Here is a 15,883-nt window from a genome sequence, read left to right on the forward strand (position 1 = left end):
CGCGAACAGGATGGCCCCCGGCCCCCCTCGCGTCAAGCGATACGGGGAATCCGGGCGTGCCGCGGGGGTCGCGGACGGCGTCCTCAGTAGGCCGAGAGCTTCTCGACGAGCCAGCGCCCGTCGACCCGGCGCATCGTCGCGATGACCCGGTTCTGGTCCACCGAGGGCTGGTCCTCGCCCTTGCTCGTCTTCGCCTGGTTGAGGAAGACCTGCACCGTGACGGTGTCCGGCGTCTGGCCCATGACGCCCGCCTCGTAGCTGCGGGCCCGGACCGTCACCTCGTCCTTCGTCGCCACCGGGGCGATCGTCGTGCCCATCGTCCGCGCGTACTCGTCCTTGAAGGCACCGGTCAGCAGGGCGGCGTTCGCGGCGGTCTGCTGGTCGAGGGTCTGGTAGCTGTACGACAGCAGCTGCTCGAGGCTGGTGCGCGCCGCGGCGGTCGCCGCGCGGGCGTCGGCCTCGCGGGCCCTCGGGTCGCGCAGCGAGACGGTGAGGACGAGGGCGAAGGCGACGAGGGCCACGACGAGCGCGACGAGGGGGGCCGCGGCGCCGGCCGGCAGCCGCCGACCGGTGCGCTCCCCCGCCGCGTCCTCGGCCGGGTCGGGGGCGGCACGGTCGGGCTCGGCGTCGGGCGCGGGCTCCTCGTCGGCCGGCTCGACGGCGACCTCGGGCTCGGGCTCGGGGTGCGCGTCGGGCTCGCCGACGGGGGCGAGCGTGGTCTCCTCCGTCTCCTCCGGGCCCGTGACCTGCGGGGACGCCGGGTCGGTGACGGGCCGGCCGTGCCGGCGGCGCTGGCCGGCCACCCGGGGGCGGCGGCGGTCATCCGACGAACTCAAGGCGCTCCACCTTCCACGTGCCGCCGACCTCGCGCAGGCCGAGCTTCATCCGGTACGTCTTCGTCTCGCCGTCGGGGGCGTTGGTGTTCGAGGTCGGCGCGACGACCCCGACGATCACCTGGGCGGAGTCGCGGTCGCCGGAGACGAGGGCCGCCTCGGCGCGCTCGACCCGCGAGGTCGACTTGTTCTGCGTGACGACGGTGCGCAGGTCCGAGAGGCTCGTCGTGTAGCTGTCGAGGAACTCCCCCGTGGCGCCCTGCTTGACCCGGTCGGTGTCGGCGTCGACCGTGCGGTAGTCGAGGGTCGCGAAGTTCACCGCGAGCTGCCGGCCGGCGGCGAGGGCCTCGCGCTGGGCCTGCTGCTCCTGCCGGGCGTCGTACCAGGCCCGTCCGCGGGTCCCCGCGAGCACCACCGTCGCGAGCACGACGAGGGCCACGAGCGCCCACAGCAGGCGCACCGAGCGCGTCACCGGGCTGCCTCCTCCATGATCCAGGACCACGCCCCGGCGCCGCTGCCGGCGGGGGCGAGCGGTGCCGCGACCCGGGTCGGCGCCCCGTAGGCCGTGGTCCCGAGCGGCACCGGCTCGGAACCATAGGCCATCGCGTAGCTCGCACTGCCCACCGGGCGGGCGCCCGGGGCGTTCTGCGCGCCGCGCACCGTCGAGGACGACCCGCGCGGCAGGGTGCACCGGGCGGCGGTGTTCACCGGCGGCAGCCCGGACGTGCGGTTCGGGTCGGTCTTCGTCGTGCCCCCGTAGCCCTTCGTGCAGGGGGCCGGCGACTGGGTGAGCTGGACGCCGAAGTGGGCGCTGCCGTCGCCCGGCACGACGGTGTAGCCGCCGGCGACGACCTCGGGGTAGGTGATGAGCATCTGGTCGATGCCGTCGACCCGGGCGCTCGTCACCTGCCCGACGGTGACGAGGTTGGCGACGAGCGTGCCGAGCGAGTCGCGGTTCTCCTTGACGACGGCCTCGAGCTCCTTGGACGCCACCGTGCCCCGGTCGAGGACGACCCGCAGGTCGGGGTCGGAGGCCTGGAGGGTCTCGGAGATGCGGGCCAGGTCGCCCGAGAAGTCCTTGATCTGCGAGGCGGTGTCGCGCTGGGTGTCGAGGACGACCTTGCCCGACTTCAGCAGGGCGATGGTGTCCGGAAGGGCCTGGATCGCGCTGCGGGTCAACGCATCCCCGTTGTCGATGAGCCGGCCGAGGTCGTCGCCGGTGCCCTCGAACCCGGTGCCGAGCTCGTCGACGACCGTCGTGAGGTCGTCCTTCGGGACCGAGCGCACGGTGCGGTCGACGTCGAGCAGCAGGGTGTCGACGCGCAGCGGCGTCGCCGTGTCGGCCCGGGGGATGACGTCGCCGTCGGCGAGGTACGGCGAGCCGTCGGACCTCGGCTGGAGGTCGAGGTACTGCTCCCCCACCGCCGAGCGGTTCTCGACGACGGCGCGGGTGTCCTTCGGCACCTCGCTGCCGCGGTCGAGCCGGGCGTGGACGCGGACGCCGTCGGCGCTGAGGGACAGCTCGGAGACCCGCCCCACCCGGACCCCGCGGTAGGTGACCTCGGCACCCTCGAAGATGCCGCCCGAGCTCGCGAGGTCGGCGACGACCGTGGGGCCGCCGCCGAGGACGCGCTCGGTGAGCCCGACGTAGCGCGCCGACAGGTACGACGTCGCGACGACGGTGATGACGAGGAAGAGCGCGAGCTGGACCTTCGTGAGCCGGCGGATCATGACGGCTGCCCCCCGGTGTAGAGGGTCGTCCAGCTCATGTCCTCGCCCGCGGCGGAGGACGCCGAGGCGCCGCCGATGCAGATCGGCGGGCACAGCGGTCCACCGGACTTCGTCGGCAGGGGCAGGCTCGGCGTCGGCACGGGCAGGCTCGGGAGGGGGACGGTGATCGTCGGCACGGGGAGCGAGGGGATGGGCAGGCTCGGGACGGGGACCGAGGGCAGCGGCAGGCCCGTGGGGGTCGGCAGGGTGAGGTTCCGCAGGTCGAGGTCGGCCGTGACCCGCAGGTTCGTGTAGTCGCCCTTGATCGCCTGGAGCGAGGAGTCCGGGAAGGGGTAGGTGAGCAGCAGCTGGAGCGACTTCGGGAGGTCGTCGCCGGCCGCGTTCAGCTGGGCGAGGATCGGCTTGAGGGCCGCGAGGTTGGCGAGGACGTCGTCGCGCGAGGCCTCGATGACCGTGCTGCCGACCTTCCCGAGCCGGCTGAGCGCGGTGAGCATCCGGGTCAGCTGCTCGCGCTGGTCGGCGAGGATCGCCAGCCCCTTCGGCAGCTCCTGGAGCACGGCCGCCAGCTGGTCCTTGCGCTCGGCGAGCGAGGCGCTCAGCCGGTCGATCCCGTCGATGGCCCGGATGATCTCGGCCTTCTGCTCGTCGAGGCCGCCGACGAAGGTGTCGAGCTGGGTGATGAGGCTGTCGATCTCCTCGTGGTTGCCGCGCATCGCGTCGTTGAGCTCGGACTCGATGATCTTCAGCTGGCCGACGCCGCCGCCGTTGAGGAGCATCGAGAGGGCGGCGAGGACCTCCTCGACCTCGGGGTTGCGGCCGGTGCGCTCGAGCGGGATGAGGTCGCCGTCGGCGAGGCTGCCGGTGCCCCCGCCCTCGGGACGCTCGAGGGCGACGTACTTCTCGCCGAGCAGCGAGGTCTGCTTGAGCTCGGCGCGGGTGTCGTCGGGGAGCTTGCTGGCGGCGGGGATCCGCATCGTCACCCGGGCGGTCCAGCCGTCGAGCTCGATGTCGGTGACCTCGCCGACCGTCACCTCGTCGATCTTCACCGACGAGCGCGGCACGAGGTCGAGGACGTCGGCGAACTCGGCGCGGACCGAGATCTGGCGGCCTTCGGCGCCCGGGCCGCCGGGCAGCGGCAGGTCGTAGACGCTCGAGCAGCCGGCGAGCACGACGAGCGCCAGCGCGCTGACGAGCGCGGTGACGGCGGTGCGGGTGCGGCGGGTCATCCGAGCAGCCCTCCCAGGGTCGGGTCGGCGCCCTTGAGCAGCCCGCCGTCCGGGGCGCCGGCCGCCCCGGTGAGCCCGCCGAGCAGGTCCGGCAGCTTGAGGTCGAGCAGCCCGGAGAGCTTGCAGAGGTCGGTGTTGCCGGTCCCCGTGGGACCGGTGATCAGCGCGCAGAGCAGCAGCCCCGGGTCGTCGGTGCCCTGGATGCTGGCCCGGGTGTCGAGCGTGCCGTTCGCGGGGTTGTACGCGAGCTGGAGGTTCGAGAGGGCGACCGGTGCGTCGTCGAGGGTCTCGGCGAGGGCCTTGCGCTCGTCGACGACCGCGCCGGTGACGTCGGTGAGGCGCGCGACGTCGTCCTTGAGCAGCGCCCGGTTGTCCTGGACGAACGAGGTGATCTGGTCGAGGGCGACGGCGAGGTTGGCCAGGGCCGCCGAGAGGTCGTCGCGCTCGCTGTCCAGCGCCGTGCTCACGGACGCGAGGTTGGTGTTGAGCCGGCGGACCTGCTGGTCGTTGGCGGCGAGGGTCTCGGTGAAGGTGTTGAGGTTCTTCACGGTCGAGAACAGGTCGCCGCGGCCCTCGGAGAAGGTCTGGACCGCCCGGGAGAGGTTGACGGTGGTGTCGTGGAGGCTCTGGCCGTTGCCGTCGAGGTTGGCGGCGCCGGTCTCGAGGACCCGCGAGAGCGCCCCCTCGGAGTTGGCCCCCTCCGGGCCGAGCGCGACCATGAGGTCGTCGAGGCTCTGGCTGACCCGGTCGAGCTCGACGGGGACGGCGGTGCGCTCGAGCGGGATGTGCGCGCCGGTGCGCATCCGGGCCCCCTTCGTCCACACCGGGAGCAGCTGGACGTAGCGGTCGCTGACGAGCGAGGGCGCGACGACCGCGGCCTGGGCGTCGGCGGGGACGGGGTGCTCGGAGGTGAACTCGAAGTCGACCCGGACGTGCTCGCCGCGCGGCTCGACGCTGAGGACCTCGCCGACCTTGACACCGAGGATGCGCACGTCCGACCCGGGGAAGAGGCCGACCGCCCGGACGAAGTCCGCGCTGACGCGGACCGGCGCGGGACGCGGCCACAGCACGACCGCGGCGGCGACGAGGGCCAGCACGACGACGCCGGCGACGGCCGCGGTCCGCCGCGACACCGACCGCAGGCGGTCGGGGACCCGGAGCTGGGGGCGCCTCATCGTCCGACCCCGCCGATCGGGTTCGTGAGGTTCTGGATGTAGGTGTCGAACCACGGCCCGGTGCCGAGGGTGTTGGCGAAGAGGCGGGTGAACGGGGCCATCGCCGCGATCGTCTTCTTGAGGTCGGCCTCGTGCTTCTGGAGGGTGGCCAGCACGCCCTGGAGGGAGGCCAGCGCGGGCTTGAGCTGCGTGCGGTTGTCGCGGACGAGGCCGGTGACCTGCTGGGCGAGGGCGCTGGTGTTCGTGAAGAGGGTGTGGATCGCCTCGCGCCGGGTCTCGAGCTCGGCGACGAGCAGGTCGGCGTCCTTGATGAGCTTGTCGACGACCGCGTTCTGCTCGGCGACGGTGCCGGTGACCGCGTTCGCCGAGCGCAGCAGGTCGCGCAGCTTCTCGTCGCGGCTGGCGATCGTGGCCGAGAGCCGGCTCAGGCCGTCGAGGGCGGTCCGGACGTTGGCCGGGGTGTCCTTGAACTCGGTGGCGAGCACGTCGAGGGACTGCGCGAGCTGGTCGGTGTCGATCCGCTCGGTCGTGCGGGTCAGGTCGCTGAAGGCGGTGATGACGTCGTAGGAGGAGACGGTGCGCGTGAGCGGGATCTGCGTGCCCTCCTTCATCTGCCCAGTGCCGCGGGGCTCGAGGGAGACGTACTTCTCGCCGAGGAGGGTCTTGATGCGCACCGACGCGGCGGTCGAGGGTCCGAACGCGACGTCGCCCGTGACCCGGAAGTCGACGCGCACGTGCGACCCCTCGAGGTCGACCCCGGTGACGTCGCCGATCTTCACCCCGGCGATGCGCACGTCGTCGCCGTCGCGCAGGCCGCCGGCCTCGGTGAAGGCGGCGCTGTAGCGGTCGCCGCCGCCGATGACCGGCAGGCTGGCCGCGTTGAACGCGAGCACCATGAGCAGGGCGACGACGGCCAGCCCGACGACGCCGAGCCGGAGGGTGTTGCGGTCCCTCGGGGGACCCTGCCGACGCCACCTCATCCGTTGCACCTCGCGGCCGCCACGTTGTAGCCGAGGTCGCCCGGGGTCTTGCCCGTGGGCAGGAGCAGGTTCTTCACGTCGAACCGGCAGAGGTAGAAGTTGAACCACGAGCCGTAGGTGGCCGTGCGCGTGATCGTGGTGATCTTCGTCGGAGCCTGGCCGATGAAGCGCTCGAACTCCTTGGTGTTCTGGGGCTCGTCGAGGGTCGCGGCGAGGTCGCCGAGGTTGGCGATGTCGGCCTTGAGGTCCGGACGACCCGCGGCGAGCAGGTTCGCGGTGTCACCGGTGAGCCGGTTGATGTTGGTCAGCGAGTCGCCGATGGCCTTGCGGTCCTGCGAGAGCCCCGACACGAACCGCTGGAGCTGGGTGAGCAAGTCCGTGAAGGCGGTGTCGTTGGACTCGACCGTCGTGAGGACCGTTGTCAGGTTGTCGATGGTGCGCCCGATGACCTCGTCGCGGTCCGCGAGCGCGGTGGTCAGCGAGGCGGTCTGGCCGAGGAGGCTGTTGATGTCGCCGCCCTCGCCCTGGAGCACCGAGATGATCTGCGCGGACAGCTCGTTGACGTCCTGCGGCGAGAGCGCGGCGAAGAGCGGCTTGAAGCCGTTGAAGAGGACGGTGAGGTCGAGCGCGGGGTGGGTCTGCGCGACCGGGATGGTGCCGTCCTCGGGCAGCGGGGCGGCGTTGCCCGGCTCCTGGGTGAGGGCGACGTAGCGCTCGCCGACGAGGTTGCGGTACTTGATGGTCGCCGCCGTGCCGCGGGTCAGCGAGGTCGAGCGCAGGACGTCGAAGGTGACCTCGGCGTGCACCCGGTCGCGCGCGACGGCGATGTCCTTGACGGTGCCGACCCGCACGCCCGCGATGCGCACGTCCTGGCCGGCCGACAGCCCGGTGACGTCCGTGAACACGGCCTTGTACGACGCCTTGTCGCCGGGCAGCACGTTGGCGATGGTCGCCGCGAGGATCCCGGTGGCGAGCACCGTGACGACGACGAAGGCGATGAGCTTGACGAGGCTCGGCGTGGTCCTCACTGGTTCACCACCTTGCCGCGCAGCATCGGGCCGGCGAGCAGCGTGGTGAGCGCCGAGGGCTCCCCGCCGCCCTCGGACGCGAGGGCGATGGCCACGACCTCCTGCTCCGCCTCGGTGCCGGCGAGCCCGGAGTCGACGTTGCCCACGGCGAGCCCGGTGGGGGCGAGCAGCGCCGAGGGCAGGGCGGAACGGGAGGCGCCACCGCTGCCGTCGGCGAAGGCCGCCGAACCGCGCGGGTTCGCCTGGCTGCCACCGGGGTTCGGCAGGCCGCGGCAGCTCGGCCCGCGGTCGTCGTTCCACGCGGGCTCCTGGCCCGGCCGGTACCCGTTGCGTTGCGGCGGCGTCTCGAGGGTGATGTGGAACTGGCCGTTCGCGAAGATGCCCTCGGCGCGCGGGATCCAGTTGACGAGCCCCTTGGCGAGGCAGGGGTAGACCGGCGCGTGCTTGGCGAGGACGGCGAGGGTCGGCCGCTGCACCCGGCCGACCTGGATGATCCGGTCGTCGTTCTTCTCGAGGAACTCCGCGGTCGTGTTCGCGAACCCCGCCGTGCCGGCGAGGAACCCGGCGAGCTGGTCCTTCTTCTCGACGATCGTCGCGTTCGTCGTCCGCAGGGCGTTCGCGGCCCGCAGCAGGTTCGGCGCGGCGTCGGCGTAGGTGCTCGCGAGGTCGGCGAGGCCGCTGATGTCGGCCTGGATGAGCGGCAGCTGCGGGTTCAGCTCGGTGAAGTACCGGTTGACGAGGACGAGGTTCTCGCCGAGCTTCGTGCCCCGGCCGTCGAGGGCGGTGGCGAGCGCGTTGAGCGTCGCGGCGAGCTTCTCGGGCTTGACGGTGCGCAGCAGCGGCAGCAGCTCGTCGAAGACCCGCTCGAGCTCGATGGCCACGCTCGTGCGGTCCTGCGGGATGACGTCGCCCTCGCGGATGGCCCGGCCGGTCGTGCCCTGCGGCGGCACGAGGTCGACGAACCGCTCGCCGAAGAGGGTCTTGGGCAGCAGCCGGGCGCTGACCTTCGCCGGGATGAGGTGGACCGACGCGGGGTCGAGCGCGAGGGTCAGGGTCGCGCCGTCGGGGGCCGAGGTGATGGTGCGGACCTCGCCGACGATGACGCCGCGGATCTTGACGTCGGCGGCCTCCTGCATCTGGCTGCCGATCCGGTCGGTGCGCAGCGCGACCGTGACGACATCGGTGAAGACCTTCTCGAAGGCCGCGATCGACAGGGTGACGCCGAGCGCGACGACGAGGAGGAACGCGACGCCGTACGCCCGCTCCCGCAGCCCCCCGAGGAACCCACCGCTCATCCGGCGATCCTCACCGTGGTCGTCGCGCCCCAGATCGCGAGGCTGAGGAAGAAGTCGACGACGTTGACCGCGACGATCGAGGTCCGTACGGCCCGCCCGACGGCCACGCCGACACCGGCCGGGCCGCCGCTCGCGGTGTAGCCGTAGTAGCAGTGGATGCCGATGATGACGACGGCGAAGATCAGGACCTTCGCGAACGACCAGAGGATGTCGCCCGGTGGCAGGAACAGGTGGAAGTAGTGGTCGTAGGTCCCCTTGGACTGCCCGAAGTAGTCGGTGACGATGAAGCGCGTCGCCGCATACGACGAGAGCAGGCCGAGGACGTACAGCGGGATGACGGCGACGAAGCCGGCGATCATCCGGGTCGTCACGAGGAACGGCAGGCTCGGGATGCCCATGACCTCGAGGGCGTCGACCTCCTCGCTGATCCGCATCGCCCCGAGCTGGGCGGTGAAGCCGCATCCTACGGTCGCCGCCAGGGCCAGGCCGGCGACGAGCGGGGCGATCTCGCGGGTGTTGAGGTAGGCCGAGACGAACCCGGCGAACGCCCCGGTACCCAGCTGGTCGAGCGAGCTGTAGCCCTGCAGCCCCACCTGCGAGCCGGTGAAGAAGGCGAGGAAGGTGAGCACCCCGACCGTGCCGCCGATGACGCTCAGCGCACCGGTGCCGAGCGAGACCTCGGCGAGCAGCCGGACGACCTCCTTGCGGTACCGGGTGACGGTGCGGGGCACCCAGCGGACGGACGCGACGTAGAAGCGCATCTGCCCGCTCAGCTCGTCGAGGAGCCGGAGCGGGGCGCGCGAGGCGGAGGAGAGCTTCGACATCGGCGTCAGATCTTCTGCGGCACGACTTGGAAGTACACGGCCGAGATGACGAAGTTGACGACGAACAGGAACATGAAGGTGATGACGACGGCCTGGTTGACGGCGTCGCCGACGCCCTTCGGGCCGCCGCCGGCCGTCAGCCCCTTGTAGGAGGCGACGAGCGCCGCGATGGCCCCGAAGAGCAGGGCCTTGATCTCGGAGGTGACGAGGTCGGCGATCTGGGCCAGGGCGGTGAACGACGCGAGGTAGGCGCCGGGGGTGCCGCCCTGCACCATGACGTTGAAGACGTAGCCGCCGGCGACGCCGACGACCGAGACGAGCCCGTTGAGCAGCGCCGCGACGAGCATCGTCGCGAGGACGCGCGGCACGACGAGCCGCTGGATCGGGGAGATGCCGAGCACCTCCATCGCGTCGATCTCCTCGCGGATCTTGCGCGAGCCGAGGTCGGCGCAGATGGCCGAGCCGCCGGCGCCCGCGACGAGCAGCGCGGTGACGAGCGGCGAGGCCTCGCGGACGACGGCGAGCACGGACGCGGCGCCCGTGAAGGACTGGGCGCCGAGCTGGCGGGTCAGGGTGCCGAGCTGGAGGGCGATGACCGCGCCGAAGGGGATGGACACGAGCGCGGTCGGCACGATGGTCACCGACGCGACGAACCACGCCTGCTGGATGAACTCCTTGAGCTGGAAGGGCCGCTTCGGGACCGCCTTCGCGACGTCGACGACGAGCCCGAAGAAGGAGCCGGCCTGCTTGAGGCCGTTGGTGACGACGGTCATGCGTCGGCTCCCTGGTCGACGCCGACGATGCCGGCCGTCGTCGAGGCGAAGCTGCCCGGGGGCGGGGTGACGCCGTTGCTGCGGCACCACTCCCCCGCCTCGCGCTCGGCCCGCCGCGGCGTGCCGTCGCTCGTCGGCAGCTGGAGCGGGATGGGCGGCAGCGGCGGCAGCTCCTGGCCGGACTCGGCGGCGAGCTCGTCGGCGTCCTTCTCCTCGGACATCCCGATCGGGCCGATGGTCTGGGCGTTGAGGAACTGGCGGACGACGGGCTCCTCGGAGGACAGGAGCATCTCGCGCGGGCCGAACATCGCGAGGTGGCGGTGGTAGAGCAGGCCGATGTTGTCGGGGACCGTGCGCGCGGTGTTGATGTCGTGCGTGACGATGAGGAAGGTCGCGTCGATCTGGGCGTTGAGGTCGACGAAGAGCTGGTTGATGTAGCTCGTGCGGACCGGGTCGAGCCCGGAGTCGGGCTCGTCGATGAGGAGGATCTGCGGGTCGAGGACGAGGGCGCGGGCCAGGCCGGCGCGCTTGCGCATCCCGCCGGAGATCTCGCCGGGCAGCTTGCCCTCGGCGCCGGCGAGACCGACGAGCTCCATCTTCTCGCGAACGATGTCGCCGATCTCCTTCTCGCCCTTGCGCGTGTGCTCGCGCAGCGGGAAGGCGACGTTGTCGAACAGGCTCATCGAGCCGAACAGCGCCCCGTCCTGGAAGAGCACCCCGAAGAGCTTGCGGACCTCGTAGAGGTCGTCACCCCGCAGCTGCACGAGGTCCTGGCCCTCGATGACGATCGACCCGCGCTCGGGGCGGATGAGGCCGACGAGGGTCTTGAGGAAGACCGACTTGCCCGTGCCCGACGGGCCGAGGAGCACCGAGATCTCCCCCGCGGGGAGGGTGAGGGTGACGTCGTCCCAGATGAGCTGGCTGCCGAAGCGCTTGGTCAGCCCGCTCACCGCGATCTCGACACCCATGTCGCCCTTCCCAGCCGTTCGTCCTGCCCGTGCGCGGCCCGGAAGTTACTTCTCGGTAGCGGGCCGCGGACCATCAGACCATGTCGACCGCGGCGACGGTGCTTTGGTGACCTATGGCTTTTCTCAGGTGCCCCGCCCCCCGCCCGCGGTGGGGACAGGCTGCCACGGAAGGACGTTCGGCGCGGCCGGTCGCGCGGATTGGTGGCCGGGGCGGGACGACAGCGGGGCCCGACCGCGAACGGTCGGGCCCCGCTGGGCGTGGCGTCATCCCCTCACGGGGACGAGGTCACTTGAGGGTGACGGTGGCGCCGGCGCCCTCGAGCTGCTCCTTGGCCTTTTCGGCCGCGGCCTTGTCGACCTTCTCGAGGACGGGCTTCGGGGCGCCGTCGACGAGGTCCTTGGCCTCCTTGAGGCCGAGGGAGGTCAGCGCGCGGACCTCCTTGATGACGGCGATCTTCTTGTCACCGGCGGCCTCGAGGACGACGTCGAACTCGTCCTGCTCGGCGGCCTCGGCGGCGTCGCCGCCACCGGCGGCCGGGGCGGCGGCACCGGCGACCGCGACGGGCGCGGCGGCGGTGACGTTGAAGGTGTCCTCGAACTGCTTGACGAACTCGGAGAGCTCGATGAGGGTCATCTCCTTGAAGGCGTCAAGGAGCTCGTCGGTGCTGAGCTTGGCCATGATGGCGTCCTTTCGATTCAGCGTGGTGCCGTGAGTGGCGTTTCGGTGGTGAGCGGACCCGGGGGTCAGCTCTCGTCGCCACCCTCGGCGACGTCGGTGGCCTCGGCGGCAGCCTCGGCGGGGGTCTCGTCCGCAGCGGCCTCGGCCGGGGCGTCGGCGGCGGCAGCCACCGGACCCTCGGTCTCGACCTTGGCCCGCAGCGCGTCGACCGTGCGAGCGGCCTTGCTGAGCGGGGCGGCGAAGAGGTAGACGGCCTGGCTGAGCGAGGCGTTCATGGCGCCGGCCAGCTTGGCGAGGAGCACCTCGCGGGACTCGAGGTCCGCGAGCTTGGTGATCTCCGCGGCGGAGAGGGCCTTGCCCTCGAGCACGCCGCCCTTGATCACCAGGAGGGGGTTGGCCTTGGCGAAGTCGCGCAGACCCTTGGCCGCCTCCACGGGGTCGCCCTCGACGAAGGCGATCGCGGACGGGCCGACGAGCTGACCGTCGAACGCGGTCACCCCGGCGTCCGTGGCGGCGAGCTGGGTCAGCGTGTTCTTGACCACGGCGTAGGTCGCGTTGCCACGCAGGGAGTTGCGCAGCTCGGTGATCTGCGCCACCGAGAGTCCCCGGTACTCCGTGAGGACGGCGGCGTTGGAGCTCTTGAACTTCTCCGAGAGCTCGGCGATGGCCGCAGCCTTGTCGGCACGTGACATTCGGGCCTCCTTTCCGTCGGGTCGGACCACACGGTGAGGGGCCCGGGAACGAGAGAGAGCCCCGGCGCAGGGCACGGGGCTCGGGAGGCGCGGCGGCGTGGTGCCACCGGTGGTCCGGTACGTCGTGGCCTGCGCTGGCGGCCCGCTGTCGGCGGGACCTTCGGTCTCGTGCGGGTGCACGGGACAACCGGCGGTCTTCGGTCGTGGACCAGCGTACGGGACGGCGCGGCCACCGCCCAAATCGCCGGCGGGGGGGGGGGGGGGGGCGGGGGGGGGCGGCGGGGGGGGGGGGGGGGGGCCCCCCCCCCCCCGGGGGGGGGGCCCCGGGGGGGCCCCGGGGGCCCCGCGGCGGGTGCTGCTGGGTGCGAGCGGTCAGCTCGTCGGCATCTGGAAGGTGCCGACCTCGGAGGCCGCGGGGGCCTTGACCTCGACCGGCTCACCCCACTTGGAGTAGGTGATCGTCATCTTCTCGCCGCCCATGTCCATGGCGACGGTGACGGGCAGGCCCTCGGCGTCGACGGACATGTCGTAGGTGACGCCGTCCGGGACCTTCTTGAGCGCCTCCTCGGTGAGGCCCGGCAGGCCCGCGGCCTGCTTCTTGACCATCGCGGCCAGCTGCTCCTTGCTGAGCTTGACCTGGTAGGTCGTCACGCCGTCGGCGACCTTGGTGACGGTGGCCGTGGCGCCCTCGACGCCCTTGAGCTGCTCGGCCGGGTTGGCGACCGTGCTCTCCATCTGGTCGAGCATCGGGCCCATCATCTTCGACATCATGTCGTCGCCCTGCGGGTCGATCTTGATCCACTTCTTGCCGCCGGTCATCTCGGCGAAGGAGTCGCCGCCCATGTACATGACCTTGTCGAGGTAGACCATCTGGAAGGTGTCGCCGGACTCCGAGACCGTCATCGCCATCTTCGGCGAGTCACCGCTGTAGTCGGCGTCGGCCTCGATGGTGCCCGAGGTCGCGGCCTGCATCGTCATGTGGGCGGTGCCCTTCTCCTTGACGGCGGCCGAGCTCTTCGTCGCCAGCTCGGCGAGGTCGACGGTGTCGCCGACCTTGGCGGAGGCCGCCGCGGGCGCCTCGCTGGTGGCGGCGGCCTTGCTGCCGCCGGCGGTGTCGTTGGTGGCGGAGCCGCAGGCTCCGAGGACGAGCGCCCCGGACAGGGCGAGGGCGGACAGGATCGAGCGCTTCATGCGGAACTTCCCCCGTGAGGTCGTCGTGGAGCGGTGGTCGTCTGCGACCCCCGCGTGTGGCCAGCGTACGTGTCGGACGGGGGCCGGCGTGCGCGGGTTCCCCAGCTCGTGACGAAGTCGTCACCGACGCCCCGGCCCGGGCACGACGGAGCCCGCCGCCCCGGAAGGGGCGGCGGGCTCGGTCGAGGGGCGGTGGGGCTCAGGCCTCCACGGTCTCCTCGGTGAGGTTGCGGGTCTTGCTCGCGTCGAGCGGGATGCCCGGGCCCATCGTCGTCGACAGGGTCGCCTTGGTGATGTACCGGCCCTTGGAGGCGGCCGGCTTGAGCCGGAGCACCTCCTCGAGGGCGGTGGCGTAGTTCTCGACGAGCGACTTCTCGTCGAAGGAGGCCTTGCCGATGATGAAGTGGAGGTTCGCGTGCTTGTCGACGCGGAACTCGATCTTGCCGCCTTTGATGTCGGACACGGCCTTGGCGGTGTCCATCGTGACGGTGCCGGTCTTCGGGTTCGGCATGAGGCCGCGCGGACCGAGGACCTTGCCGAGCCGGCCGACCTTGCCCATGAGGTCGGGGGTGGCGACGACGGCGTCGAAGTCGAGCCAGCCGCCGGCGACCTTCTCGAGGAGGTCGTCGGAGCCGACGTAGTCGGCGCCGGCCGCGGTGGCCGCCTCGGCCTTGTCGCCGTTGGCGAAGACGAGGACGCGGGCGGTCTTGCCCGTGCCGTGCGGCAGGTTGACCGTGCCGCGGACCATCTGGTCGGCCTTGCGCGGGTCGACACCGAGGCGGAAGGCCACCTCGACGGTCTCGTCGTACTTGGCCGACGCGACGTCCTTGGCGAGGCGGACGGCCTCGAGCGGGCTGTAGAGCTTGTCCGCGTCGATCTTCTCGGTCGCGGCGTTGTACGCCTTGCTGCGCTTCATGTGCTGCTCCTGGTGTGGTGGTGGAGTCGTGGTCACCGGGCCGAAGCAGGCCCTGCCACAGGGGGTGGGACCGGGCTCAGAGCTCGGTCTCGATGCCCATCTGACGGGCGGTGCCGGCGATGATCTTCATCGCGGCGTCGACGTCGTTGGCGTTGAGGTCGGGCATCTTGGCCTCGGCGATCTCGCGGAGCTGGTCCTTCGTGAGCTTGCCGGCCTTGGTCTTGTGCGGCTCGCCCGAGCCCTTCGCGACGCCCGCGGCCTTCTTGATGAGCTCGGAGGCCGGCGGGGTCTTCGTGATGAAGGTGAAGGAGCGGTCTTCGTAGACCGTGATGACGACGGGGATGATGCTGCCGCGCTGGTGCTCGGTCGCCGCGTTGTACGCCTTGACGAACTCCATGATGTTGACGCCGTGCTGACCGAGCGCGGGGCCGACGGGGGGCGCGGGGGTCGCGGCACCTGCCTGGATCTGCAGGTTGATGTAGCCGGAGACCTTCTTCTTGGGGGGCATGACTGTCCTTCTTCGGTGGTGGTGGGCCGACGCCGTGGGCGATGACCCCTTTGCAGCCCCGGGTCCCCGGGGCAGGGCTCCTCAGCGGCTCAGATCTTGGCGACCTGGCTGAAGGAGAGCTCGACCGGGGTCTCCCGGCCGAAGATCGAGACGAGCACCTTGAGCTTCTGGGTGTCGGCGTTGATCTCGGAGATCGTCGCCGGCAGGGTCTCGAAGGGGCCGTCCATGACGGTGACGGACTCGCCGACCTCGAAGTCGACGACCGTGGTCTCGCTCGTCCCACCGCCGCCGGCGGCCTGGGTGCCACCGGAGGCGCTCGCGGCGGCCGGCGACTCGAGGTCGGCCGGCTTGAGCATCGTGAAGACCTCGTCGAGGGTCAGCGGCACCGGCTGGTGGGCGTTGCCGACGAACCCGGTGACGCCCGGGGTGTGCCGGACGGCGCCCCACGACTCGTCGGTGAGGTCCATCCGGACGAGGACGTAGCCGGGCATCCGGACGCGGCGCACGAGCTTGCGCTGCCCGGACTTGATCTCGGTGACCTCCTCCATCGGGACCTGGGTCTCGAAGATGTAGTCCTCCATGTTGAGGGACTGCGTCCGGTTCTCGAGGTTGGCCTTCACGCGGTTCTCGTAGCCCGCGTAGGAGTGGATGACGTACCAGTCGCCGAACTTCGAGGCGAGGTCGTCCTTGAACGCCTGGACCGGGTCGATGCCCTCGAGGACGTCGCCGTCCTCGTCGACGGGAGTGGCCGGGGCCGCGTCGGCGGTGTCGTCGGCGTCGGTGTCCGCGTCGTCCGCCTCGGCGTCGGCGGTCTCGTCGGCGTCGACGGTCTCGTCGGCGTCGGTGTCCGTCTCGTCGTCGGCCGGCGCGGCGTCGAAGGCCTCGGCGGCCTCGAGGTCGGCCTCCTGCACGGGCGTCTCGTCGACCGGGAGGTCGGCGGCGGGGGCGTCCGCGGCGGACTCCTCCGTCACGGCCTCGAGCGCCACCTCGGGGGCGTCGTCGGACGCCACGTCGGGGTTGTCGGTCCACTGGTCGGACACGGGTGACCTCTTCCTTCGTCTGCT

Annotated in this window: 17 protein-coding genes; all 17 read right to left on the reverse strand. The window is 71.7% G+C overall.

Translation table 11 applies throughout. The features are described 5' to 3' along the window. Positions 1-83: 83 nt before the first annotated feature. Positions 84-836, reverse strand: a complete 753-nt coding sequence (locus JQN70_RS07015; protein ID WP_204130595.1) for a hypothetical protein — start codon at positions 834-836, stop codon at positions 84-86. Next, positions 820-1,305, reverse strand: coding sequence for an Rv1363c family protein (locus JQN70_RS07020; protein ID WP_204130596.1), 486 nt, complete (start codon positions 1,303-1,305; stop codon positions 820-822). The genes JQN70_RS07015 and JQN70_RS07020 overlap by 17 nt, the downstream gene beginning before the upstream one ends. Continuing rightward, positions 1,302-2,564, reverse strand: coding sequence for an MCE family protein (locus JQN70_RS07025; protein WP_204130597.1), 1,263 nt, complete (start codon positions 2,562-2,564; stop codon positions 1,302-1,304). The genes JQN70_RS07020 and JQN70_RS07025 overlap by 4 nt, the downstream gene beginning before the upstream one ends. After that, entirely contained in the window at positions 2,561-3,790 is a 1,230-nt protein-coding gene (locus JQN70_RS07030; protein WP_204130598.1) for an MCE family protein, read from the reverse strand. The genes JQN70_RS07025 and JQN70_RS07030 overlap by 4 nt, the downstream gene beginning before the upstream one ends. Next, complete coding sequence (locus JQN70_RS07035) at positions 3,787-4,965, reverse strand: MCE family protein (protein WP_204130599.1); 1,179 nt, start codon at positions 4,963-4,965, stop codon at positions 3,787-3,789. The genes JQN70_RS07030 and JQN70_RS07035 overlap by 4 nt, the downstream gene beginning before the upstream one ends. Then, on the reverse strand, positions 4,962-5,945 hold the full coding sequence (locus tag JQN70_RS07040; protein ID WP_204130600.1) for an MCE family protein: 984 nt from the start codon (positions 5,943-5,945) through the stop codon (positions 4,962-4,964). The genes JQN70_RS07035 and JQN70_RS07040 overlap by 4 nt, the downstream gene beginning before the upstream one ends. Further along, a complete protein-coding gene (locus JQN70_RS07045) occupies positions 5,942-6,973 on the reverse strand; it encodes an MCE family protein (RefSeq protein WP_204130601.1) in 1,032 nt (343 codons plus the stop codon). The genes JQN70_RS07040 and JQN70_RS07045 overlap by 4 nt, the downstream gene beginning before the upstream one ends. Then, positions 6,970-8,268, reverse strand: coding sequence for an MCE family protein (locus JQN70_RS07050; protein WP_204130602.1), 1,299 nt, complete (start codon positions 8,266-8,268; stop codon positions 6,970-6,972). Before JQN70_RS07050 ends, JQN70_RS07045 begins: the two co-directional genes overlap by 4 nt. Further along, the gene (locus tag JQN70_RS07055; protein WP_204130603.1) at positions 8,265-9,092 is read right to left on the reverse strand and encodes an MlaE family ABC transporter permease; all 828 of its coding nucleotides are present in this window, start codon (positions 9,090-9,092) and stop codon (positions 8,265-8,267) included. Before JQN70_RS07055 ends, JQN70_RS07050 begins: the two co-directional genes overlap by 4 nt. Before the next feature lie 5 nt (positions 9,093-9,097). Continuing rightward, positions 9,098-9,865, reverse strand: a complete 768-nt coding sequence (locus tag JQN70_RS07060) for an MlaE family ABC transporter permease (RefSeq protein WP_204130604.1) — start codon at positions 9,863-9,865, stop codon at positions 9,098-9,100. Next, a complete protein-coding gene (locus JQN70_RS07065; RefSeq protein WP_204130605.1) occupies positions 9,862-10,833 on the reverse strand; it encodes an ABC transporter ATP-binding protein in 972 nt (323 codons plus the stop codon). Before JQN70_RS07065 ends, JQN70_RS07060 begins: the two co-directional genes overlap by 4 nt. A gap of 286 nt (positions 10,834-11,119) precedes the next feature. Continuing rightward, positions 11,120-11,512, reverse strand: a complete 393-nt coding sequence (rplL, locus tag JQN70_RS07070; RefSeq protein WP_204130606.1) for a 50S ribosomal protein L7/L12 — start codon at positions 11,510-11,512, stop codon at positions 11,120-11,122. 65 nt (positions 11,513-11,577) lie between these two features. Continuing rightward, entirely contained in the window at positions 11,578-12,204 is a 627-nt protein-coding gene (gene rplJ / locus JQN70_RS07075) for a 50S ribosomal protein L10 (protein ID WP_204130607.1), read from the reverse strand. Between the two features lie 372 nt (positions 12,205-12,576). Further along, on the reverse strand, positions 12,577-13,395 hold the full coding sequence (locus JQN70_RS07080; RefSeq protein WP_204130608.1) for an SCO4651 family lipoprotein: 819 nt from the start codon (positions 13,393-13,395) through the stop codon (positions 12,577-12,579). Positions 13,396-13,594: 199 nt separating this feature from the next. Next, complete coding sequence (rplA, locus tag JQN70_RS07085; RefSeq protein WP_204130609.1) at positions 13,595-14,311, reverse strand: 50S ribosomal protein L1; 717 nt, start codon at positions 14,309-14,311, stop codon at positions 13,595-13,597. Between the two features lie 76 nt (positions 14,312-14,387). Further along, on the reverse strand, positions 14,388-14,819 hold the full coding sequence (gene rplK / locus JQN70_RS07090) for a 50S ribosomal protein L11 (protein ID WP_204130610.1): 432 nt from the start codon (positions 14,817-14,819) through the stop codon (positions 14,388-14,390). A gap of 89 nt (positions 14,820-14,908) precedes the next feature. Continuing rightward, positions 14,909-15,859 carry a transcription termination/antitermination protein NusG gene (gene nusG, locus JQN70_RS07095; protein ID WP_307835852.1) on the reverse strand — a complete coding sequence of 317 codons (951 nt, stop codon included), beginning with the start codon at positions 15,857-15,859 and terminating at the stop codon, positions 14,909-14,911. Positions 15,860-15,883: the final 24 nt, after the last annotated feature.

Source organism: Phycicoccus sonneratiae, assembly GCF_016887965.1.
GTDB classification, from domain to species: Bacteria; Actinomycetota; Actinomycetes; order Actinomycetales; family Dermatophilaceae; genus Phycicoccus; species Phycicoccus sonneratiae.